Genomic DNA, 15,601 nt, shown 5'->3' on the forward strand with positions numbered 1-15,601 from the left:
TCGCCCCTGCCCTAGCGGTCGAGGTGGGCGCGAACGCGCTGCAAGGTGGCCTGCCGGTCATGGCGCGCGGCCAGCGCCTGATCCATCGAGACCTGCACAAACCGCGCCGGGCTGTGGGGCTGAAGCTGCCCGATCAGGTCCATATCGGCGCTGATCACGCAGCCCAGCATCATGTAACCGCCGCCCGACACCGCATCGCGGTGCAGCACGATGGGTTCGGTGCCGCCCGGAACCTGAATGCTGCCATAGGGATAGCAGGCATCGACAATGTTCGACGGGTTCGAGCCTGCGCCAAAGGGCTGTTCGCGCGCCACGAAATTCAGCGCGGTACCGCCGCGAAAGCGGTATCCGATGCGGTCCGCCTCGGGCGCCACTTTCCAGGTGTCGGCAAAGAACTGTTTGCCTGCGGTTTCGGTTATGCGGTGCCAGTAAAGGCCGGGCAGCATCCGCAACTCGGCCGGGTTGCCGGGCATCCGGCGCAGGTTGGCGGGCACGCTGCCCTTACCGCCTGCACCCTGCCCCACCGCCAAGCTGTCGCCCGCCTTCAGCGCCCGCCCCTCATGCCCGCCCAGCGCACCGAGGGTATAAGTGGAACGCGAGCCGAGTTTCACCGGCACATCAATGCCGCCCGACACGGCGATATAGGCCCGCGCGCCGCCTTTCAGGAAGCAAAAGGACAAACGATCCCCGGCCTTGACCGGAAAGGCCTCCCAGCCCGCCCGCTCTTCACCATTCAGCTTGGGCGGCAGGTCGCCCCCCGTCACGGCCACAGTCGCCGGCGCGGTAAACTCCAGCTCCGGCCCCAGAAACACCGCCTCCAGCACTGCGGCCCCTTCGTCGTTGCCAACCAGCATGTTGGCGGCGCGCAGGGCGAAACGGTCCATCCCGCCCGATAGCGGAATGCCGAGGTGATAATATCCGGGGCGGCCAAGGTCTTGCACCGTGGTCGAAAGGCCCGGAGAGATGACGTTAATGGCCATGGATCGCCTCCATCAGCTTGGCATTGGTGCCCGCCATATCCTTGTTGAACTCGGTCAGGCTGAAGGTGGCGGGGCGGATGACGGGTTCGTAGCGGTTGGCGTCCACCGCCTCGATCGCGGCGTCATATTCGTCGCGGGTGACGGGCTTCCACTTCACGATGTCACCGGGGCGGAACAGGCACATCTCGTCTTGCAGATAGGAAACCTTCTGCGCCGGGTCATAGATCGGCATCGGCGTGACGCCGAACATCTGGTAGCCACCCGCGCCGCGCACCGAGTAGATGCAGGAAAAGCAGCCGCCGTGGCCAATGGTCAGCTTGGGCGTATCGGTGCGGGGACGCAGGTATTTCGGCACCTGCAACTGCCGCTTGCGTTCCACCATCTGGTAAAGGAACGGCAGCCCGGCGACGAAACCCACCATCGAGACGAACCAGGGCTGACTGGAATGGGCCTGAATGAAATCATCGGCCGAGCCGAGGTTGTTCACCTCTGCCGCATATTCCAGATCGGTGGCCTTGGGGTTCTGGTGGCGTTCGCGGAACCGCATCAGGGTTTCGTGGGTCCAGGGGTCTTGATAGAGGACCGGGATTTCCATGATCCGGGTTTTCAGGCTGGCGTCGGATTTCGACGCCGCCCCCTCCATGCTTTGCAGTTCCTTCAGCAGATCGCCCGGCTTGATCGCGTCGGGGTCGAACTTGATCTGGAAACTGGCATTCGCCGGGCAAATCTCGGTCACGCCCTTGATGCCTGCGGCCTTGACCGCGTTGGTCATGGACAGCGAGGTGAAGAAGGCTTCCAGCGACATTTCCTCGCTGACCTCGGCGAAGATATGCTCGTCGCCCCCGAAACTGAAACGGATCGACATGGTCCCTCCTAGGGTTCGAGTTCCGGCACGAGCCGGGCCGCGTGGGTTTCAAGCCAGCCTTCCAGCCAGCGGGTGTGAACGTCATTGGCCTGCACCGCAGGGTCATCGGCCAGCGCAAGGAACAGGGGCTTGGTGGTTTTCAGCCCGTCGATCCGGGTTTCATGCAGGGCGCGGACCAGCCGGGTGATCGCGGCCTCTCGCGTTTCGGCATGAACGACCAGCTTGGCCAGCAGCGAGTCGTAGAAGGGCGGCACGGTGTAGCCCGCGTAAAGCATCGATTCAAACCGCACGCCCGGCCCGCCGGGCACGCGCAAGCCGCTGACGGTGCCGGGAAAGGGCGCAAAATCGCGCGCCGGATCTTCGGCGTTCAGCCGCACCTCGATGGCATGGCCCTTCACCGTGATGTCGCGCTGTTTCAGCCGCAGCGGCTCGCCCCCCGCGATGCGCAGCATTTCAGCCACCAGGTCGATGCCGGTGATCATTTCTGTCACCGGATGTTCCACCTGAATCCGGGTGTTCATCTCGATGAAGTAAAAGCGGTCGGCGGCATCGTCATAAAGATATTCGATGGTGCCCGCGCCGGAATAGCCCACCGCACGGGTCAGGCGCACGGCGCTGGCGCAAAGCTCATCGCGCACCCGGTCGGAGAGCGCGGTCGAGGGCGCTTCTTCCCACACCTTTTGCCGCCGCCGTTGCAGCGAACATTCGCGTTCAAAGCAATGCACGGCATCTTTGCCGTCGCCCAGAACCTGCACCTCGATATGCCGGGCCTGGGTGATGACCTTTTCCATGTAAAGCCCGCCGTCACCAAAGGCGGCCAGTGCCTCGGCTGCGGCTTGAGGGAAGGCGGATTCGAACTCGGCCAGATCATTCGCAATACGGATGCCGCGCCCACCACCGCCAGCAGCGGCCTTGATCATCACCGGAAAGCCGGTGTCGATCAGGATATGGCGCGCGGCGTCAATGTCGGCCACACGGCCCATCGAGCCCGGCACCACCGGCACCCCGGCGGCATGGGCGGCGGCGCGCGCAGCCACCTTGTCGCCCATCATGCGGATGGCATCGCCCGAAGGGCCAACGAACACCAACCCCGCAGCCGCGCAGGCATCCGCGAAATCGGCGTTTTCGGCCAGAAAGCCATAGCCCGGATGAACGCTGTCGGCCCCGGTATCCGCCGCCGCTTTCAGAAGGGCCGCGACGTTCAGATAGCTTTTCTTCGCGGCAGGCGGGCCGATATTCACCGCCTCATCCGCGATCTGCACATGCAGGCTGTCACGGTCGGCGTCGGAATAAACCGCCACGGTGGTGATGCCCAGATCCTGCGCAGCGCGGATCACCCGCACGGCAATTTCGCCCCGGTTTGCGACCAGAAGTTTCCGCAGCATCAGTCGAGGTCCGCCAGAACGGCGCCCGCCATCACGGGTTCCTCGTTGTCGGCTGCAAAGTGGATATTGGTGCCCGCCACGTCCGAGCGCACCTCATGGAACGACTTCATCACCTCGATCAGGCCGATCACATCGCCCACCGCGACGCCGTCGCCATCGGCCTTGAAGGGCGGTTTGTCGGGCGAGGAGCTGCGATAGAACGTGCCGGGAAGCGGAGACAGGATCTGGGCCATGGAAACCTCTCAGGTATAGGGCTGGACGGCGGCACGAACGGCGCGGGCGATATCGACCGCGTTCGGCGTGTCGGAATGAATGCAGATGCTATCGCAGCGCACCGGAATGTCAGAGCCATCGGTAGCGGTGCCCTTGCCCTCGAGAATCGCCCGCACACAGCGCGCGGCCATCAGGTCGGGGTCTTTGGCATCATGTTCGCGCGTGACGATCAGGCTGCCATCGGGGCGGTACTCCAGATCGCCATAAAATTCGGCAATCATCCGGTGCCCGCGCGCGGGATAGACGGTTTCATGCAGGGTGCCGGTCATGCCAAGAATCGGCACGCCGTACACATCGGCGGCATCGCAGACGGCCTGGGCAATATGGTCTTGCCGCCCCGCCATGCCATAAAGGCTGCCATGCGGTTTGATGTGGTTCAGCCCCATCCCCTCGGCCTTGAGGAACCCCACCAGCGCGCCGATCTGATAGATCAGCGCATTGGCCATCTCCTCGCGGTCCATCCGCATTTCGCGGCGGCCAAAACCTTGCAGATCGGGCAACGAAGGATGGGCGCCGACCTTGACGCCATGCTGTTTGGCCAAACGCACGGTTTCGCGCATGTGGTTGAAATCGCTGGCATGAAAGCCGCAGGCCACGTTGGCGATATGGATGAAGGGCATCAGCCCCGCATCATCACCCATCCGGTAAAGCCCAAAGCTTTCGCCCATGTCACAGTTGACCGTGACAGGCATGACACCCCCCGATTTGTTTTGATTTCAGGAAGTGTGCGGGGAATCACGCTGCGTTTGCAAATATGAAATTCTGTAGCGTAATATCGAAAAAAAAGATAAAGGTCGTGCCATGTCCCTGACCCTGAAACAGCTTCGCTATTTCATCGCTGCCGCCGAAACCGGGCAGGTCAGCCAGGCGGCGGTCGAGATGAACATCTCTCAATCCGCGGTCACCGCAGGCATTCAGGGACTGGAGGCGCAACTGGGCGTCAAGCTGTTGTCCCGCGGCGCGCAAGGGGTGGCAGTAACGGCCGAGGGCGCGCGGTTCCTGTCACGGGCGCGGTCGATCATGGCGGCGGTGCATGATGCCGTCCACAGCCCTTTGGGCGAAGAGGCCCGCGTCACCGGGCACCTGCGGGTGGGGCTGACCTATACCGTGGCGGGCTATTTCATGGCGCGCCATTACGCGGCCTTTCGCCGGACCTATCCGGGGGTCACGCTGCACCTTTCGGAACTGCCGCGTGCCGCGATTGAAGAGGCGCTTGTCGCCGGAGATCTGGACCTGGCGGTGATGCTCACCTCGAACCTCGACAACACCGGGGCGCTGGATTCCGAAACGCTGTTCCGGTCGCGCCGCCGCTTGTGGCTCCCATCGGATCACCCCTTGCTGGCCAAGGCCGAGGTGCCCTTGGCCGAAGTCGCGGCACAGCCCTACATCATGCTGACGGTGGACGAGGCCAGCCGCACCGCCGGACGCTACTGGGAGGCCCATAATCTTAAGCCGAACGTGGTCTTTGCCACCTCGTCGGTCGAGGCGGTCCGCTCCATGGTGGCAGAGGGGATGGGCGTTACCATCCTGTCCGACATGGTGTACCGCCCCTGGTCCCTGGAGGGGCAGCGGATCGAGCAGCGTGCCACGCGAGAGGCGGTTCCGTCGATGGATGTCGGGCTGTCCTGGGCACGGGCGCAACCCCTGTCAGACCCCGCGCAGGTGTTTCGTGCCTTCATGGCCCTGACGCTGGGCGGCGGCGGTTAACCCGCGCGCTGGCCGGGGGTGCGGCGGGTGGCGCAAGGGGGAATGCCCATTTCGTCGCGGAACTTGGCCACAGTACGGCGGGCCAGTATCTTACCTTCGCGTGTCAGAAGGGCGGCAAGAGCGGCATCGCTGATCGGGGCACCGGGGTCTTCGGCGGCGATCAACTGCCCCAGCCGGAGGCGCACCGCCGCCCAGGCCGGACCACCGCCCTCGCGCGCAGCTTTAGGCCCGGCGTCGAACAGACTGCACAGGCTGCGCAGGCCATGCGGCGTTTCCACCAGCAATTCGCGCGCCACGCGGCCCACCGTGCTGTCATGCAGGCCAAGCCGGGCGGCAACGGTGGTTCGGCTAAGGGCAACCAAAGCGGATGGGCCATGCGTCAGAAAACCCTGCTGATGGGTCAGCACCGCGCGCGTGACGGCCAGGACTGTGCGGTTGCGCCGCTCCACCACATTGGCCAGCCACTCCGCTTCGGCCCGTGCAGCGCGCAGGGCGGGGTGGGTCACGGTCGCGGCGCTGATCGTGACTTCAGGCAGCGTCGCGCGGTTCAGCGAAACCTGCCAGCCATCGCCCGACCGGCGCACGATGACATCCGGCGCGCGGGTGGGTGCCACGCTGCCGCCAAAGGCAAGACCGGGGCGCGGGTTCAGCCGCCGGATCAGCGCCAGACTGGCCGCCACCGCCACAGCGTCCAACCCCGCCGCCCGCGCCACCGCAAGGGGGCCGCCCGAAGCGACCAGCGGCAGATGGTCCAGCACCGCTTGCATGGTCGGGGTCAGCACGCCTTGCTCTGCCGCTTGCAGGCGCAGGCAATCGGCCAGATCACGGGCGAACAGGCCGGTCGGCTCGATGCCCTCTTGCAGACGCGCCAGCACCGCCTCGGCCCGGTGCAGCGCAATACCCGATTGCGCGGCAATCTGGGCCAGCGGGCGGTCCAGCCAACCATTGGCATCCAGCGCCTCGACAAGAACCATCGCCAGAGGGCGGTCGGCAGGAACAGGCAAGATCAAGCCGAGCTGGGCCAGAATGTGATCGTAAAGCCCGCCGTCCGTGGCCGCTGGCTCTGCATCCACGTTCAGCGCGGGCAGGCGCAGCCGCAGCAACGGGTTGCCCGCCGCGCGGCGCGCCAGTTCTTCGGCCAAGCCTTCATTCGTCAGGTGCAGCAGGGCGATGGCCTGCAACTGGCGAATGCCAAGGGTCTGGCGCTGGCTTTGCGTCTGGCGGGTGGCTATGGTCATCGTCACCTCGGGTGTGGGGCTGCAAACGGACAGCGCAGGCAATGGATCAGCCCATCGGGCCGGAACGGTTCTATCGCGAAATGTCGCCGCAACTGGCCGCACGGCTGCGCCAGATGTGGTCGGCGCGCGGCCATGATCTGGACAGGCTGTGGGCCGATTGCATCCATGCCCTGCCGGGGTTCCGTCCCCTGCCCCCTGCCCCGCCCGCCAACGACAGCCGCGCCCATGACGGGCTGTGCCTGTTTGATCAGGCGCTGATCTGGCTGATGGCGCTGAACCGAGCGGCAGGCTGCGGTGCCGGGCTGAGCGGGCTGCGGCTGGATGCCGGACAATGGCAGGCGCTGGAGGTTCTGAGCGCGCGGATGACCGAGACGGTCAGCGCATTGCGGTTGCTGGTGCTGTCGGGGTTGACACCCCCGGCGCTGCAACTGGCCCGCTCGATTTCCGAGGATGTAGATATGCTGCTGGCGCTGTTGCTGCGCCGCAAGCTGGCGCAGCAATTTCTGGCCTGCCGCACGGCGGACGAGGCGAATGACTTTTGGCGGCGCCACATCGCGGGGGGCCGTGCCTTTCGCGTGGTGGCGGAAAAGCTTTATTCCATCGGCCTCGATCATTCCGACCACAGCGAATATGGCCGCTGGCGGCGCGAGGTGCTGACGCTTTTGGGCAGCGCTGTCCACAGCTCGCCCCTTGGGCGCGGCGCACTGACGGGCAGCGCCGAATGGCCCGCCAATCCGGTGGCGCGCGACTGTCTGGAGTTTGTGACGCATCGTCTGCATGAGATGTGTGCCTGGGCGCATCTGCTGGACATTGGCCTTGACGGCGATCTGGCCCGCATCGCCACAGCCGGGGCGGCGGACCCCGTTAGGGCCCGCCTGCTGGCGTTTGCCGCACAGTCGCGCGACATTCTGCTGGATCAGATGCGCTGGACCTTGGCTGGCCCCGTGGTGTTCAGTGGCGCGCCGGCGCTCCACTGATCTTGTCGCTGGCAATCCAGCGGGCGGCCAGAACCAGCGTTCCCATCGCGAAATCCTTGCCATGAGCGGCGATCATCTGTTCCGAGATTTCGGCGATGCGGCCAAAGAAGGCATCCTTGCTGGCATCTTCTTCGGTCAGTTTCGGCTTGGCGTTGTTCATCATATTTCCCTTCCTCATTTGAAAAGTTGCGGCGGCAGCGTCACCAGCGCGGCGTCGCCCTGCGCGGTGCCAATCGCCAGATGCGTGCCATCGGCAGACCAGACCAGCGCGGTGATCGCGGCCCCATCGGCATGGCGCAGGGCCATTTCATCGGCCTGCCCGACTTGCGCTATGCTGACCGCGCCGTCGGCCATGCCAAAGGCGATCAGGTCACGCGCCGGGTGAGGGGCAACCCGTTCCACCAGCACCAGTCCCGGCCTGCCAGTGCGCAGGGCACCTGTCGCCTCATCGTCAAAGGGCGGGGTGGCAAGCGACCAGCCCGCCACCCGGAACGCGCCCGAGGCAAAGACAGCATTCGCCGCACCGCTGAAGGCAACGGTGGCCGGTGTGGCGCGGAACCGGCCAAGCCGCGCCGTCCGCCCGTCGGACAGACGCAACAGCCAGAACCCCTGATCCTGCGCCGCCGCCAACCAGTTACCATCGGGTGAAAAGGTCAGGGCCTGCCTCCCCCCCAGCGGATGGCGGGATGAGCGGTGGCCCGGCTGCCAAAGAAAGACTGCGTGGTCCGTCATCACCGCAACGCTTTGCCCATCAGGCGCAAAGGCAAGCGCATGGGCGCTGCCGGGGGTCAGCAGGCCGAACAGCCGCTCCATCCCCTCCTCTGCATGCAGGCTGGTCTGACCGTCGCGGGCAATCGCCAGCCGCCCCTGCCCGTCTGAGGCAAGCGCGCTGAGAGGTTCGGTCTTGCGGGTCAGCGCGATGACCTGACCGCGCGGCGTGATGCGGTTCAGCCGCCCGTCACGGCTGCCAGTCACGAACCCCAGCACGCCCGAGGGCACCAGAAACGCGGCACCCTCTGCCAGCGGTTCGGTCAGGATCGGGGGCGCCACCGGCTTTTCGCGGGGGCGAATGGTGCTGCGGCCCGAATCCGCCTCGACCCGCATCCGGCCAAGTGCGGAATCAGGGTCTTGCAGCGGCATCAAAGCGATGCGCCCATCGGCCAGCGCAAAGGCGGTAGTCTTGCCCGCGCGGTCCAGCACAATGCTGCTGACCGGCGCATCAAGTTGCCAGCTTCGGGCCAGAACATCGAACAACGCCGGTTGCACCGAGGGCGGCGGGGCAGCGGGGGCAAGGGTCTGATTCATGTGATGTATCCTTCAGCGCAAAGCGGCCAGTTCGCGCCCAAGCGCGCCCAGCCGCTGTTCAAGATCGTTGACCCGCGATTCGCAGGATTCAGCGGCAAGGTTCGCGGCAATCTCTGACCGCTCTGCCTCGGCCAGTTCGTGTTCCGGCCCGTCTTCGGCCATCTGGCGCAGAAAGCCCGCAGCGGCGACCTTTTGCAGCAGTCGATGGTATTCGCCGGTCAGAACGCACAGATCTGCCGTCAGGCGGAATTGATCGGCCAGAATGTCTTGCGCGGTGCGGGGCTGTTCGCTCATGTCGCGGCCCCGCGAATTTCGGCCTCGGCAGCGGTCAGGGTGGCGACCACGCGGGCGATACCTTCGGCAAAGCGCGCCTCGGCCATGTCGATATGGCTGGCGATGGCATCCCAGATGTCCACCCGCATCAGCGTTTCGACATCACCGGTCAGCACCTCAATCTCGCCCAGCCGGAAGGGACGGGCCAGAGCAACGCCCGTGACCACGAAATCGCGCAGTTCAACCGCGTGGCTGTCGATGAAGAAAGGCAAGAGCGGGTGATTTTCAGGCGTAACGCCCGCCTGCGCCAGACGGCTTTCAAGAAAGCAGCGGAAATGGCTGTGCAGGATTTCCTGGCTCTGGCCCAGAAAGCGCATGGTGAACACCAGATCCTGCGGCGCCCGCGCCACTATGGCCTCGGCGGTGCTGCGCGAAGGGCGCTGATCAAGGGGAAGCGGACCGGACATTGGTAAAGCCTCAGGCGACCTGCCGGGAAAGGCCCGGCGCTGACAGCCATGTTAGCAGCACGAAGCGGGGCCAAGAAGGAAAGAATTACCCGTAACTTGATGATTATAAATAGGAAAAATTGTGTTTCACGTTACGGATGTAACATTTCGTTCCACCCGCCGGTTACAGATGTTCCCGCCATTTACATGCCGCGCTGCCGCACAATTTTTCTGCACCGCGCCAATAGCCAAACCGGGACGAATCGCCCTGTAACCGGCCCCGAGGTGCGGTTCGTTACAGTTTTGCGCAACGGACGATCACCACCTCGTAACAGGTGTAACGTTCTGCAACGCCCAGCCCCAAGGCAGGCCGCCGACCTGCGAAAACCCGCTGCGGAAACAGGCAAAAAATAAATTCGTTACAATTCAGCCTGTTGGAGAAATCCATCTGCGGGAATCGTGAAAAACCGCCCCGCACCGGCCCTTTTGGCACGGCTTCTGCATGTATCCCCAGCACAAGAAGGCGGTTTCCGAAACGAGACCCCATAAGAACGAAGGATTGGGAGGAGAAGACGTGGCCCCGGACTGGCAGCAATGCCACCCCCGGTTTTCGGCCCCGTTGCCCGGAACCTTTGCCGTGACCTGACCCGACCCCGACGGTCGGACCCATCCGGGCGGTGCTGCCGCCCACCGGCCATGGCATCTGCCAGGCCGGGCAACATCAGGAGACTCATGGCATGACGCAACTGACGCTTAACAAGATCACCGCCCAGCGCGGAATCTCGGTCGGCGAAGCCACGAAGAAGATCTCGGACCTTGGCTGGAACCCCAGCTATGTCCAGGAAGCCGCGACCTTCCCGACCGACTACAAGATCAACAAGGCCCCGCGCGACCCGATGAAGCAGGTGCTGCGGTCCTACTTCCCGATGCAGGAAGAAAAGGACAACCGGGTTTACGGCGCGCTGGATGCCGCCCTGCGCGGCGATATGTTCCGCAACGTGCAGCCGCGCTGGGTGGAATGGATGAAGCTGTTCCTGGCGATCATCCCCTTCCCCGAAATCTCGGCCGCGCGGTCGATGGCCATGGTGGCCCGCATCGCCCCCGGCGAAGACCTGCGCACCGGGTTCACCATGCAGATGGTCGATGAATTCCGCCACTCCACCATTCAGATGAACCTGAAAAAGTGGTACATGGAAAATTACATCGACCCGGCGGGCTTTGACATTACCGAAGAAGCGTTCGGGAAATGCTATGCCACCACGATCGGCCGTCAGTTCGGCGAAGGCTTCATCACCGGCGACGTGATGACCTCTGCCTGCATGTATCTGACGGTTGTGGCGGAAACCGCCTTCACCAACACCCTGTTCGTGGCCATGCCCTCCGAAGCCGCCCGCAACGGCGACTATGCGTTGCCCACGGTGTTCCTGTCGGTGCAGTCGGATGAATCGCGCCACATCGGCAACGGCCATTCGCTGCTGATGGCCGCGCTGAAAGAGCCGGAAAACCACCTGCTGCTGGAACGCGACCTGCGTTACGCCTTTTGGCAGAACCACGCGATCGTCGATGCCGCCATCGGCACGTTGATCGAATACGGCACCACCAACCGCGACAAGGAAAAGGAATCCTATGCGGAAATGTGGCACCGCTGGATTTTCGAGGACTACTATCGCACCTACATGCTGCCCTTGGAAAAATACGGCATCAAGGTGCACCACGATGACGTGCAAGAGGCGTGGAACCGGATCACCAAAAAGCAGTATGTCCACAAGGTGGCGCAGTTCTTTGCCGTGGGCTGGCCGGTCAACTTCTGGCGGATCGAGGCGCAGACCGACAAGGACTTCGAATGGTTCGAACACAAATATCCGGGCTGGTACGCCCAGTTCGGCGAGTTCTGGAAGTGGTATGCCAAGCTGTCGAAGCCGGGCCAGAAGGTCATCACCTTCAACGAAGAGGTCGGCTACGTCTATCCGCACCGCTGCTGGTCGTGCCTGGTGCCGTGCCTGATCCGCGAAGATATGGTCACCGACACCATCGACGGTCAGGTTCACACCTTTGCCCATGAGCTGGACCGCTGGACCGCGGTTGAGGCCTTCTCGAACGAGTATCAGGGCCGTCCGACCCCGGCGATGGGCAAGTTCTCGGGCAAGCGTGAGTGGGAAACCCTGTATCACGGCTGGGATCTGGCCGATGCGATCAAGGATCTGAACTTCGTCCGTGACGATGGCAAGACCCTGACCCCGCAACCGCACCTGCGGTTCGACGACAAGGACATGTGGACGCTGGACGATGTGCGCGGCCACACCCTGCTGTCGCCGCTGACGCTGCTGCGGGAAATGACCCCCGAGGCACGCGACAAGCACGTCGCCGAATACCGCAAGGGCTTTACCATCAAGCCCTGCAACTAAGCCAACCGGCGGGGGCCACAACCGGCCCCCGCCCCATCCAGCGATATGACTTTGGCAGCCCCGCGCTGCCGGACTGACGGCAAGGAGGCCGGACAGAATGGGAGAGGTTTACACCGTAAGGCTGGAGCCTGTGGGCGTGGAATTCGAGGTGACCGAGGATGAAACCGTCCTTGATGCCGCGTTCCGCCAGGGCATCTCGCTGCCGCATGGCTGCAAGGAGGGCCAGTGTTCCGCCTGCAAATGCGTGCTGGTGGAAGGCGAGGTCGAGATGCTGAAATATTCGACTTTCGCGCTGAACGACGGCGAGAAGGACAGCGGCCAGATCCTGATGTGCCGGGCCAAGGCCTTCGACAATCTGACGATCGACCTGCTGAACTATGACGAGGAAGTCCTGTCCAAATCCATCCCCGTCAAACAGTTCGACGGGCGGATCACGGATTTCCAGAAGCTGACGCATGACATTCGCGGCGTTGAGATCGAGCTGAATGCGCCGCTCAAGTTCTGGGCGGGTCAGTATGTCGATATCACAGTCACCACGGAAGAAGGGGAGACGATCACGCGTTCGTTCTCCATGGCAAATCCGCCGAGCGAAACCCAAAAACTATCCTTCATCATCAAGAAATACCCCGAAGGAAAGTTCTCGAACCAGCTCGACAACGGAGGAATCCGGGCCGGAGCAGCAGTAAAGGTCACGGGCCCCTATGGCATGTGTTTCCGCCGCGAAAACCGTCAGGGGCCGGTGGTTCTGGTGGGCGCAGGGTCGGGCATGTCGCCGGTCTGGTCGATCTTGCACGACCATATCGCCAGCGGCGAGGACCGGCCGGTCTATTTCTTTTACGGCGCGCGGACCGAGGCCGACCTGTTCCATCTGGACAGGCTGGCGGCAATCACGGCGGCCAATCCGGCGGTGCAGTTCATTCCGGTTCTGTCACATGCCCCCGAAGACGGCGGCTGGCAGGGCGAGCGTGGCTTTGTCCATGAGGCGGTTTCGCGCAAGCTGAAAGACCTGGGCCTGGCCGGTCAGGGCGATGTGTATGCCTGTGGCCCGCCACCGATGATCGATGCGCTGACCCCCACGCTCTTCATGCTCGACTACGACAGCGAGCGGATTTTCTACGACAAGTTCACGACCACGTCCGGTTCATCGGGCCACTAAGGCCGGCCCGATCGCTCGTTTCAGTGAACACCTACCAACAAGGGAGAGAGACTATGGTAGCCACTTCCAGTTCCGTTGCTTCTGGCGCAGCCGGGGCCGCGATTTTCGCCGGATCGTCCAGCCGCCGCTACAACTACTTTGAACCGCGCGGCAAGCGCGCCACGCATTACGAAGACGTCACCTGTGACGTGCAGCCCGATCCCGAACGCTATCTGATCCAGGACTGGATCATCAGCTTTGGCAACGGCAAGGGTGCCTATACCAAAGACAACACCCGCGCCCTTTCGTCGAACTGGCACGCCTTCCGGGCGCCCGATCAGGAATGGGAACGCACCCATTACCAGCGCCAGTCCAAGATCGAGACGATGGTGCAGGCCGTCATCTCGAATGCCCGAAAGGCCGGGGCGCATCTGGTGTTCGACAAAGCCTGGCAGCGCATCCTTCAGGTGCATCTGGGCGCGTGGAAGCACGCTGAGTTTGGCCTTGGCACCTCGCTGATGCAGGCGCAGCGCTATGGCTATACCCAGATGATCAACAACGCCACGCTGACCAATTCGTCCTACAAGATGCGGCTGGCCCAGGACATCACGCTGTATCTGGCCGAAATCGGCATGGACATCGCGGGTTGGGATGACGAGGCGGGCAAGAAGGCCTGGCTGGAAGACCCGGTCTGGCAGCCCACCCGTCTGGCGATTGAAACCATCATGGGCACCGAAGACTATCTGGAGCAGTACTTCGCCATCAACCTGATCTTTGAACCGCTGGTGGGCGAGTTGTTCCGCTCGGGTTTTCTGATGCAGGCAGCGGCGGCCAACAATGATTTCATCACCCCGCCGGTGATTTCGGCCGCCGAGGCGGATTATGAACGCAACCTCGCCAACACCATCGACCTGATCTACCTGTTGGTGAACGACGAAAAGCACGCCAGCCACAACCGCGCGCTGATGAACGGCTGGGTCAAAAAGCACGCAGCACTGGCCGAAAAAGCCGCCACTGCGCTGCAACCGATCTGGTCGCAACCCCATTCCAAACCCGTGTCTTTCGCCGATGTGCAGGCCGTCTCGCAAGAGCGGCTGGCGCGCATTCTGGGCGAAGTCGGCCTGACCCGTTGAGAGGAGAGAGACCATGTCCAGCGTAGCGCGCGACAACAGCAAGGGTAACATTTTCAAGTCGATGAAGGACATCGACCTCAGCAGCCGCGAAATCTCGCATGAGTGTGGCGTCACCATGAACGACTCGGTCGAGGCCCGCGCCATCGCCGAATTCATGGACCAGGACCCGAAGGTGACGGTGACCTACAACCCCGCCACCATTCGTATCGACGGCGAAGGCAAGCTGATCTTCCGCATGGATGACATCAGCGAGTTTCTGGGCCGCGAGATGACGGCCGAGATCTTCGAGGTCAACACCTCGACCCATTATGGCCGGATGGTCCGCGTCGATGACAATACGGTGATCCTGTTCGGCAATATGGACGAAGTCTTCGAATACATCTGACCGCCAGAACCGACGGGCCGCCCACAGGACGGCCCGTCAAGCAGCCAAAATTCAGGGAGGAAACCATGTACAAGACGCCAGACGGCAAAGAAGTTTTCGTTCTGGACTGCCATACCCATTTCTGGAACGGCAGCCCGGCAAACCAGCGCAACATCCACGGCAAGCAGTTCATCGACTGCTTTTATGCCTATCACACCGCGCTGTCGCCCAAAGAGCAGCTTTGGGAAAAGTCGAAATTCGAAAAGCAGACGGTCGAAGACATCTACCGCGACCTGTTCGTCGATGGCCCGGATGACATGGCGATCATCCAGTCCACCTATCTGCGCGATTTCTACAAGGAAGGTTTTTCGTCCATCGAACGCTCCAGCCAGATGGCGGCGATCAATCCGGGGCGCTTTATCGTCAATGGGGCCTTCGATCCGCGCGATGGCGAAAAGGCTATCGAATACATCCACTACATGAAAGAGACCTTTGATATTAAAGGGGTCAAGATGTACACGGCCGAGTGGAACGGCGATTCCAAGGGCTGGAAACTGACCGATCCGGCGGCCTACAAATGCTTTGAGCTGTGCGAAAAGCTGGGCATCAAGAACATCCACGTCCACAAGGGCCCAACGATCATTCCGCTGTCGAAAGATGCCTTCGACGTGCATGACGTGGACCATGCCGCCACCGATTTTCAGGGCCTGAACTGGATCATCGAGCATTGCGGCCTACCGCGTCTGGATGATTTCTGTTGGATCGCGACGCAGGAAACCAACGTCTATGGCGGCTTGGCCGTGGCGCTGCCCTTCATCCATTCGCGCCCCCGCTATTTTGCCGAGGTGATTGCCGAACTGTTGTTCTGGATCGGGCCGGACAAGATTCTGTTCGGGTCTGACTATGCAATCTGGACGCCGCAATGGCTGGTGAATGCCTTGTGGAACTTCCAGATCCCCGAGGACATCTCGTCAGAGCGGGGAGGCGTGCAACTGACGCCCGAGATCAAGGAAAAGATCCTGGGCCTGAACGCCGCCCGGCTTTACGGCATCGACGTTGCCGCCAAAAAGGCCGAGCTGGCCGGTTCCCCCGTGCGCATCGCGGCGGAGTAAGGC

Annotated in this window: 17 protein-coding genes; 7 read left to right on the forward strand and 10 right to left on the reverse strand. The window is 63.0% G+C overall.

The features are described from left to right. Nucleotides 1-11: 11 nt before the first annotated feature. The 5 genes from JI744_RS16715 to JI744_RS16735 are packed head-to-tail and all read right to left on the reverse strand — an operon-like array spanning nt 12 to nt 4,195. Entirely contained in the window at nt 12-980 is a 969-nt protein-coding gene (locus tag JI744_RS16715) for a 5-oxoprolinase subunit C family protein (protein ID WP_202662316.1), read from the reverse strand. Beyond that, entirely contained in the window at nt 970-1,845 is an 876-nt protein-coding gene (locus tag JI744_RS16720; protein WP_202662317.1) for a 5-oxoprolinase subunit B family protein, read from the reverse strand. The genes JI744_RS16715 and JI744_RS16720 overlap by 11 nt, the downstream gene beginning before the upstream one ends. Nucleotides 1,846-1,853: 8 nt before the next feature. Beyond that, on the reverse strand, nt 1,854-3,230 hold the full coding sequence (locus tag JI744_RS16725) for an acetyl-CoA carboxylase biotin carboxylase subunit (protein ID WP_236019510.1): 1,377 nt from the start codon (nt 3,228-3,230) through the stop codon (nt 1,854-1,856). Next, nucleotides 3,230-3,463, reverse strand: coding sequence for an acetyl-CoA carboxylase (locus tag JI744_RS16730; protein ID WP_202662318.1), 234 nt, complete (start codon nt 3,461-3,463; stop codon nt 3,230-3,232). The genes JI744_RS16725 and JI744_RS16730 overlap by 1 nt, the downstream gene beginning before the upstream one ends. 9 nt (nt 3,464-3,472) lie before the next feature. Next, nucleotides 3,473-4,195 carry a LamB/YcsF family protein gene (locus JI744_RS16735; protein WP_202662319.1) on the reverse strand — a complete coding sequence of 241 codons (723 nt, stop codon included), beginning with the start codon at nt 4,193-4,195 and terminating at the stop codon, nt 3,473-3,475. A 109-nt stretch (nt 4,196-4,304) separates the two neighbouring features. Here JI744_RS16735 and JI744_RS16740 point away from each other — a divergent pair, with 109 nt between their 5' ends. Then, nucleotides 4,305-5,210 carry a LysR family transcriptional regulator gene (locus tag JI744_RS16740; protein ID WP_202662320.1) on the forward strand — a complete coding sequence of 302 codons (906 nt, stop codon included), beginning with the start codon at nt 4,305-4,307 and terminating at the stop codon, nt 5,208-5,210. Here the strand turns inward: JI744_RS16740 and JI744_RS16745 are convergent. Further along, nucleotides 5,207-6,448, reverse strand: a complete 1,242-nt coding sequence (locus JI744_RS16745) for an RNA polymerase factor sigma-54 (RefSeq protein WP_202662321.1) — start codon at nt 6,446-6,448, stop codon at nt 5,207-5,209. The genes JI744_RS16740 and JI744_RS16745 overlap by 4 nt on opposite strands. A 41-nt stretch (nt 6,449-6,489) precedes the next feature. Here JI744_RS16745 and JI744_RS16750 point away from each other — a divergent pair, with 41 nt between their 5' ends. After that, nucleotides 6,490-7,425 carry a hypothetical protein gene (locus JI744_RS16750; protein ID WP_202662322.1) on the forward strand — a complete coding sequence of 312 codons (936 nt, stop codon included), beginning with the start codon at nt 6,490-6,492 and terminating at the stop codon, nt 7,423-7,425. Here the strand turns inward: JI744_RS16750 and JI744_RS16755 are convergent. The 4 genes from JI744_RS16755 to JI744_RS16770 are packed head-to-tail and all read right to left on the reverse strand — an operon-like array spanning nt 7,400 to nt 9,470. Next, on the reverse strand, nt 7,400-7,588 hold the full coding sequence (locus JI744_RS16755) for a hypothetical protein (protein WP_236019511.1): 189 nt from the start codon (nt 7,586-7,588) through the stop codon (nt 7,400-7,402). The genes JI744_RS16750 and JI744_RS16755 overlap by 26 nt on opposite strands. A gap of 11 nt (nt 7,589-7,599) precedes the next feature. Further along, nucleotides 7,600-8,730 carry a WD40 repeat domain-containing protein gene (locus JI744_RS16760; RefSeq protein ID WP_202662323.1) on the reverse strand — a complete coding sequence of 377 codons (1,131 nt, stop codon included), beginning with the start codon at nt 8,728-8,730 and terminating at the stop codon, nt 7,600-7,602. A gap of 12 nt (nt 8,731-8,742) precedes the next feature. Beyond that, nucleotides 8,743-9,024 (reverse strand): hypothetical protein, encoded by a 282-nt coding sequence (locus JI744_RS16765; RefSeq protein ID WP_202662324.1) that lies wholly within the window; start codon nt 9,022-9,024, stop codon nt 8,743-8,745. Next, nucleotides 9,021-9,470, reverse strand: a complete 450-nt coding sequence (locus JI744_RS16770) for a hypothetical protein (RefSeq protein WP_236019512.1) — start codon at nt 9,468-9,470, stop codon at nt 9,021-9,023. The genes JI744_RS16765 and JI744_RS16770 overlap by 4 nt, the downstream gene beginning before the upstream one ends. Before the next feature lie 716 nt (nt 9,471-10,186). Here JI744_RS16770 and JI744_RS16775 point away from each other — a divergent pair. From JI744_RS16775 to JI744_RS16795, 5 genes are all read left to right on the forward strand, one after another. After that, on the forward strand, nt 10,187-11,854 hold the full coding sequence (locus JI744_RS16775; protein ID WP_202662325.1) for an aromatic/alkene/methane monooxygenase hydroxylase/oxygenase subunit alpha: 1,668 nt from the start codon (nt 10,187-10,189) through the stop codon (nt 11,852-11,854). 97 nt (nt 11,855-11,951) lie between these two features. After that, nucleotides 11,952-13,010 (forward strand): NADH:ubiquinone reductase (Na(+)-transporting) subunit F, encoded by a 1,059-nt coding sequence (locus JI744_RS16780; protein WP_202662326.1) that lies wholly within the window; start codon nt 11,952-11,954, stop codon nt 13,008-13,010. 53 nt (nt 13,011-13,063) lie between these two features. Further along, nucleotides 13,064-14,122 carry an aromatic/alkene monooxygenase hydroxylase subunit beta gene (locus tag JI744_RS16785; RefSeq protein WP_202662327.1) on the forward strand — a complete coding sequence of 353 codons (1,059 nt, stop codon included), beginning with the start codon at nt 13,064-13,066 and terminating at the stop codon, nt 14,120-14,122. A gap of 13 nt (nt 14,123-14,135) precedes the next feature. Then, a complete protein-coding gene (locus JI744_RS16790) occupies nt 14,136-14,507 on the forward strand; it encodes an MmoB/DmpM family protein (RefSeq protein ID WP_202662328.1) in 372 nt (123 codons plus the stop codon). A 65-nt stretch (nt 14,508-14,572) separates the two neighbouring features. Further along, nucleotides 14,573-15,598, forward strand: a complete 1,026-nt coding sequence (locus tag JI744_RS16795) for an amidohydrolase family protein (protein ID WP_202662329.1) — start codon at nt 14,573-14,575, stop codon at nt 15,596-15,598. The last annotated feature ends 3 nt before the right edge of the window (nt 15,599-15,601 follow it).

It is taken from the genome of Fuscibacter oryzae (assembly GCF_016765795.1).
GTDB lineage: Bacteria > Pseudomonadota > Alphaproteobacteria > Rhodobacterales > Rhodobacteraceae > Fuscibacter > Fuscibacter oryzae.

Excerpts from the sequence above, each read along its gene's own strand:
- JI744_RS16720 (WP_202662317.1), bottom strand. The coding sequence starts at position 1,845 with ATGTCGATCCGTTTCAGTTTCGGGGGCGACGAGCATATCTTCGCCGAG.
- JI744_RS16785 (WP_202662327.1), top strand. The coding sequence starts at position 13,064 with ATGGTAGCCACTTCCAGTTCCGTTGCTTCTGGCGCAGCCGGGGCCGCG.
- JI744_RS16750 (WP_202662322.1), top strand. The coding sequence starts at position 6,490 with ATGGATCAGCCCATCGGGCCGGAACGGTTCTATCGCGAAATGTCGCCG.
- JI744_RS16745 (WP_202662321.1), bottom strand. The coding sequence starts at position 6,448 with ATGACCATAGCCACCCGCCAGACGCAAAGCCAGCGCCAGACCCTTGGC.
- JI744_RS16765 (WP_202662324.1), bottom strand. The coding sequence starts at position 9,024 with ATGAGCGAACAGCCCCGCACCGCGCAAGACATTCTGGCCGATCAATTC.
- JI744_RS16770 (WP_236019512.1), bottom strand. The coding sequence starts at position 9,470 with ATGTCCGGTCCGCTTCCCCTTGATCAGCGCCCTTCGCGCAGCACCGCC.
- JI744_RS16730 (WP_202662318.1), bottom strand. The coding sequence starts at position 3,463 with ATGGCCCAGATCCTGTCTCCGCTTCCCGGCACGTTCTATCGCAGCTCC.
- JI744_RS16725 (WP_236019510.1), bottom strand. The coding sequence starts at position 3,230 with ATGCTGCGGAAACTTCTGGTCGCAAACCGGGGCGAAATTGCCGTGCGG.
- JI744_RS16775 (WP_202662325.1), top strand. The coding sequence starts at position 10,187 with ATGACGCAACTGACGCTTAACAAGATCACCGCCCAGCGCGGAATCTCG.
- JI744_RS16755 (WP_236019511.1), bottom strand. The coding sequence starts at position 7,588 with ATGATGAACAACGCCAAGCCGAAACTGACCGAAGAAGATGCCAGCAAG.
- JI744_RS16760 (WP_202662323.1), bottom strand. The coding sequence starts at position 8,730 with ATGAATCAGACCCTTGCCCCCGCTGCCCCGCCGCCCTCGGTGCAACCG.
- JI744_RS16780 (WP_202662326.1), top strand. The coding sequence starts at position 11,952 with ATGGGAGAGGTTTACACCGTAAGGCTGGAGCCTGTGGGCGTGGAATTC.
- JI744_RS16790 (WP_202662328.1), top strand. The coding sequence starts at position 14,136 with ATGTCCAGCGTAGCGCGCGACAACAGCAAGGGTAACATTTTCAAGTCG.
- JI744_RS16740 (WP_202662320.1), top strand. The coding sequence starts at position 4,305 with ATGTCCCTGACCCTGAAACAGCTTCGCTATTTCATCGCTGCCGCCGAA.
- JI744_RS16715 (WP_202662316.1), bottom strand. The coding sequence starts at position 980 with ATGGCCATTAACGTCATCTCTCCGGGCCTTTCGACCACGGTGCAAGAC.
- JI744_RS16795 (WP_202662329.1), top strand. The coding sequence starts at position 14,573 with ATGTACAAGACGCCAGACGGCAAAGAAGTTTTCGTTCTGGACTGCCAT.
- JI744_RS16735 (WP_202662319.1), bottom strand. The coding sequence starts at position 4,195 with ATGCCTGTCACGGTCAACTGTGACATGGGCGAAAGCTTTGGGCTTTAC.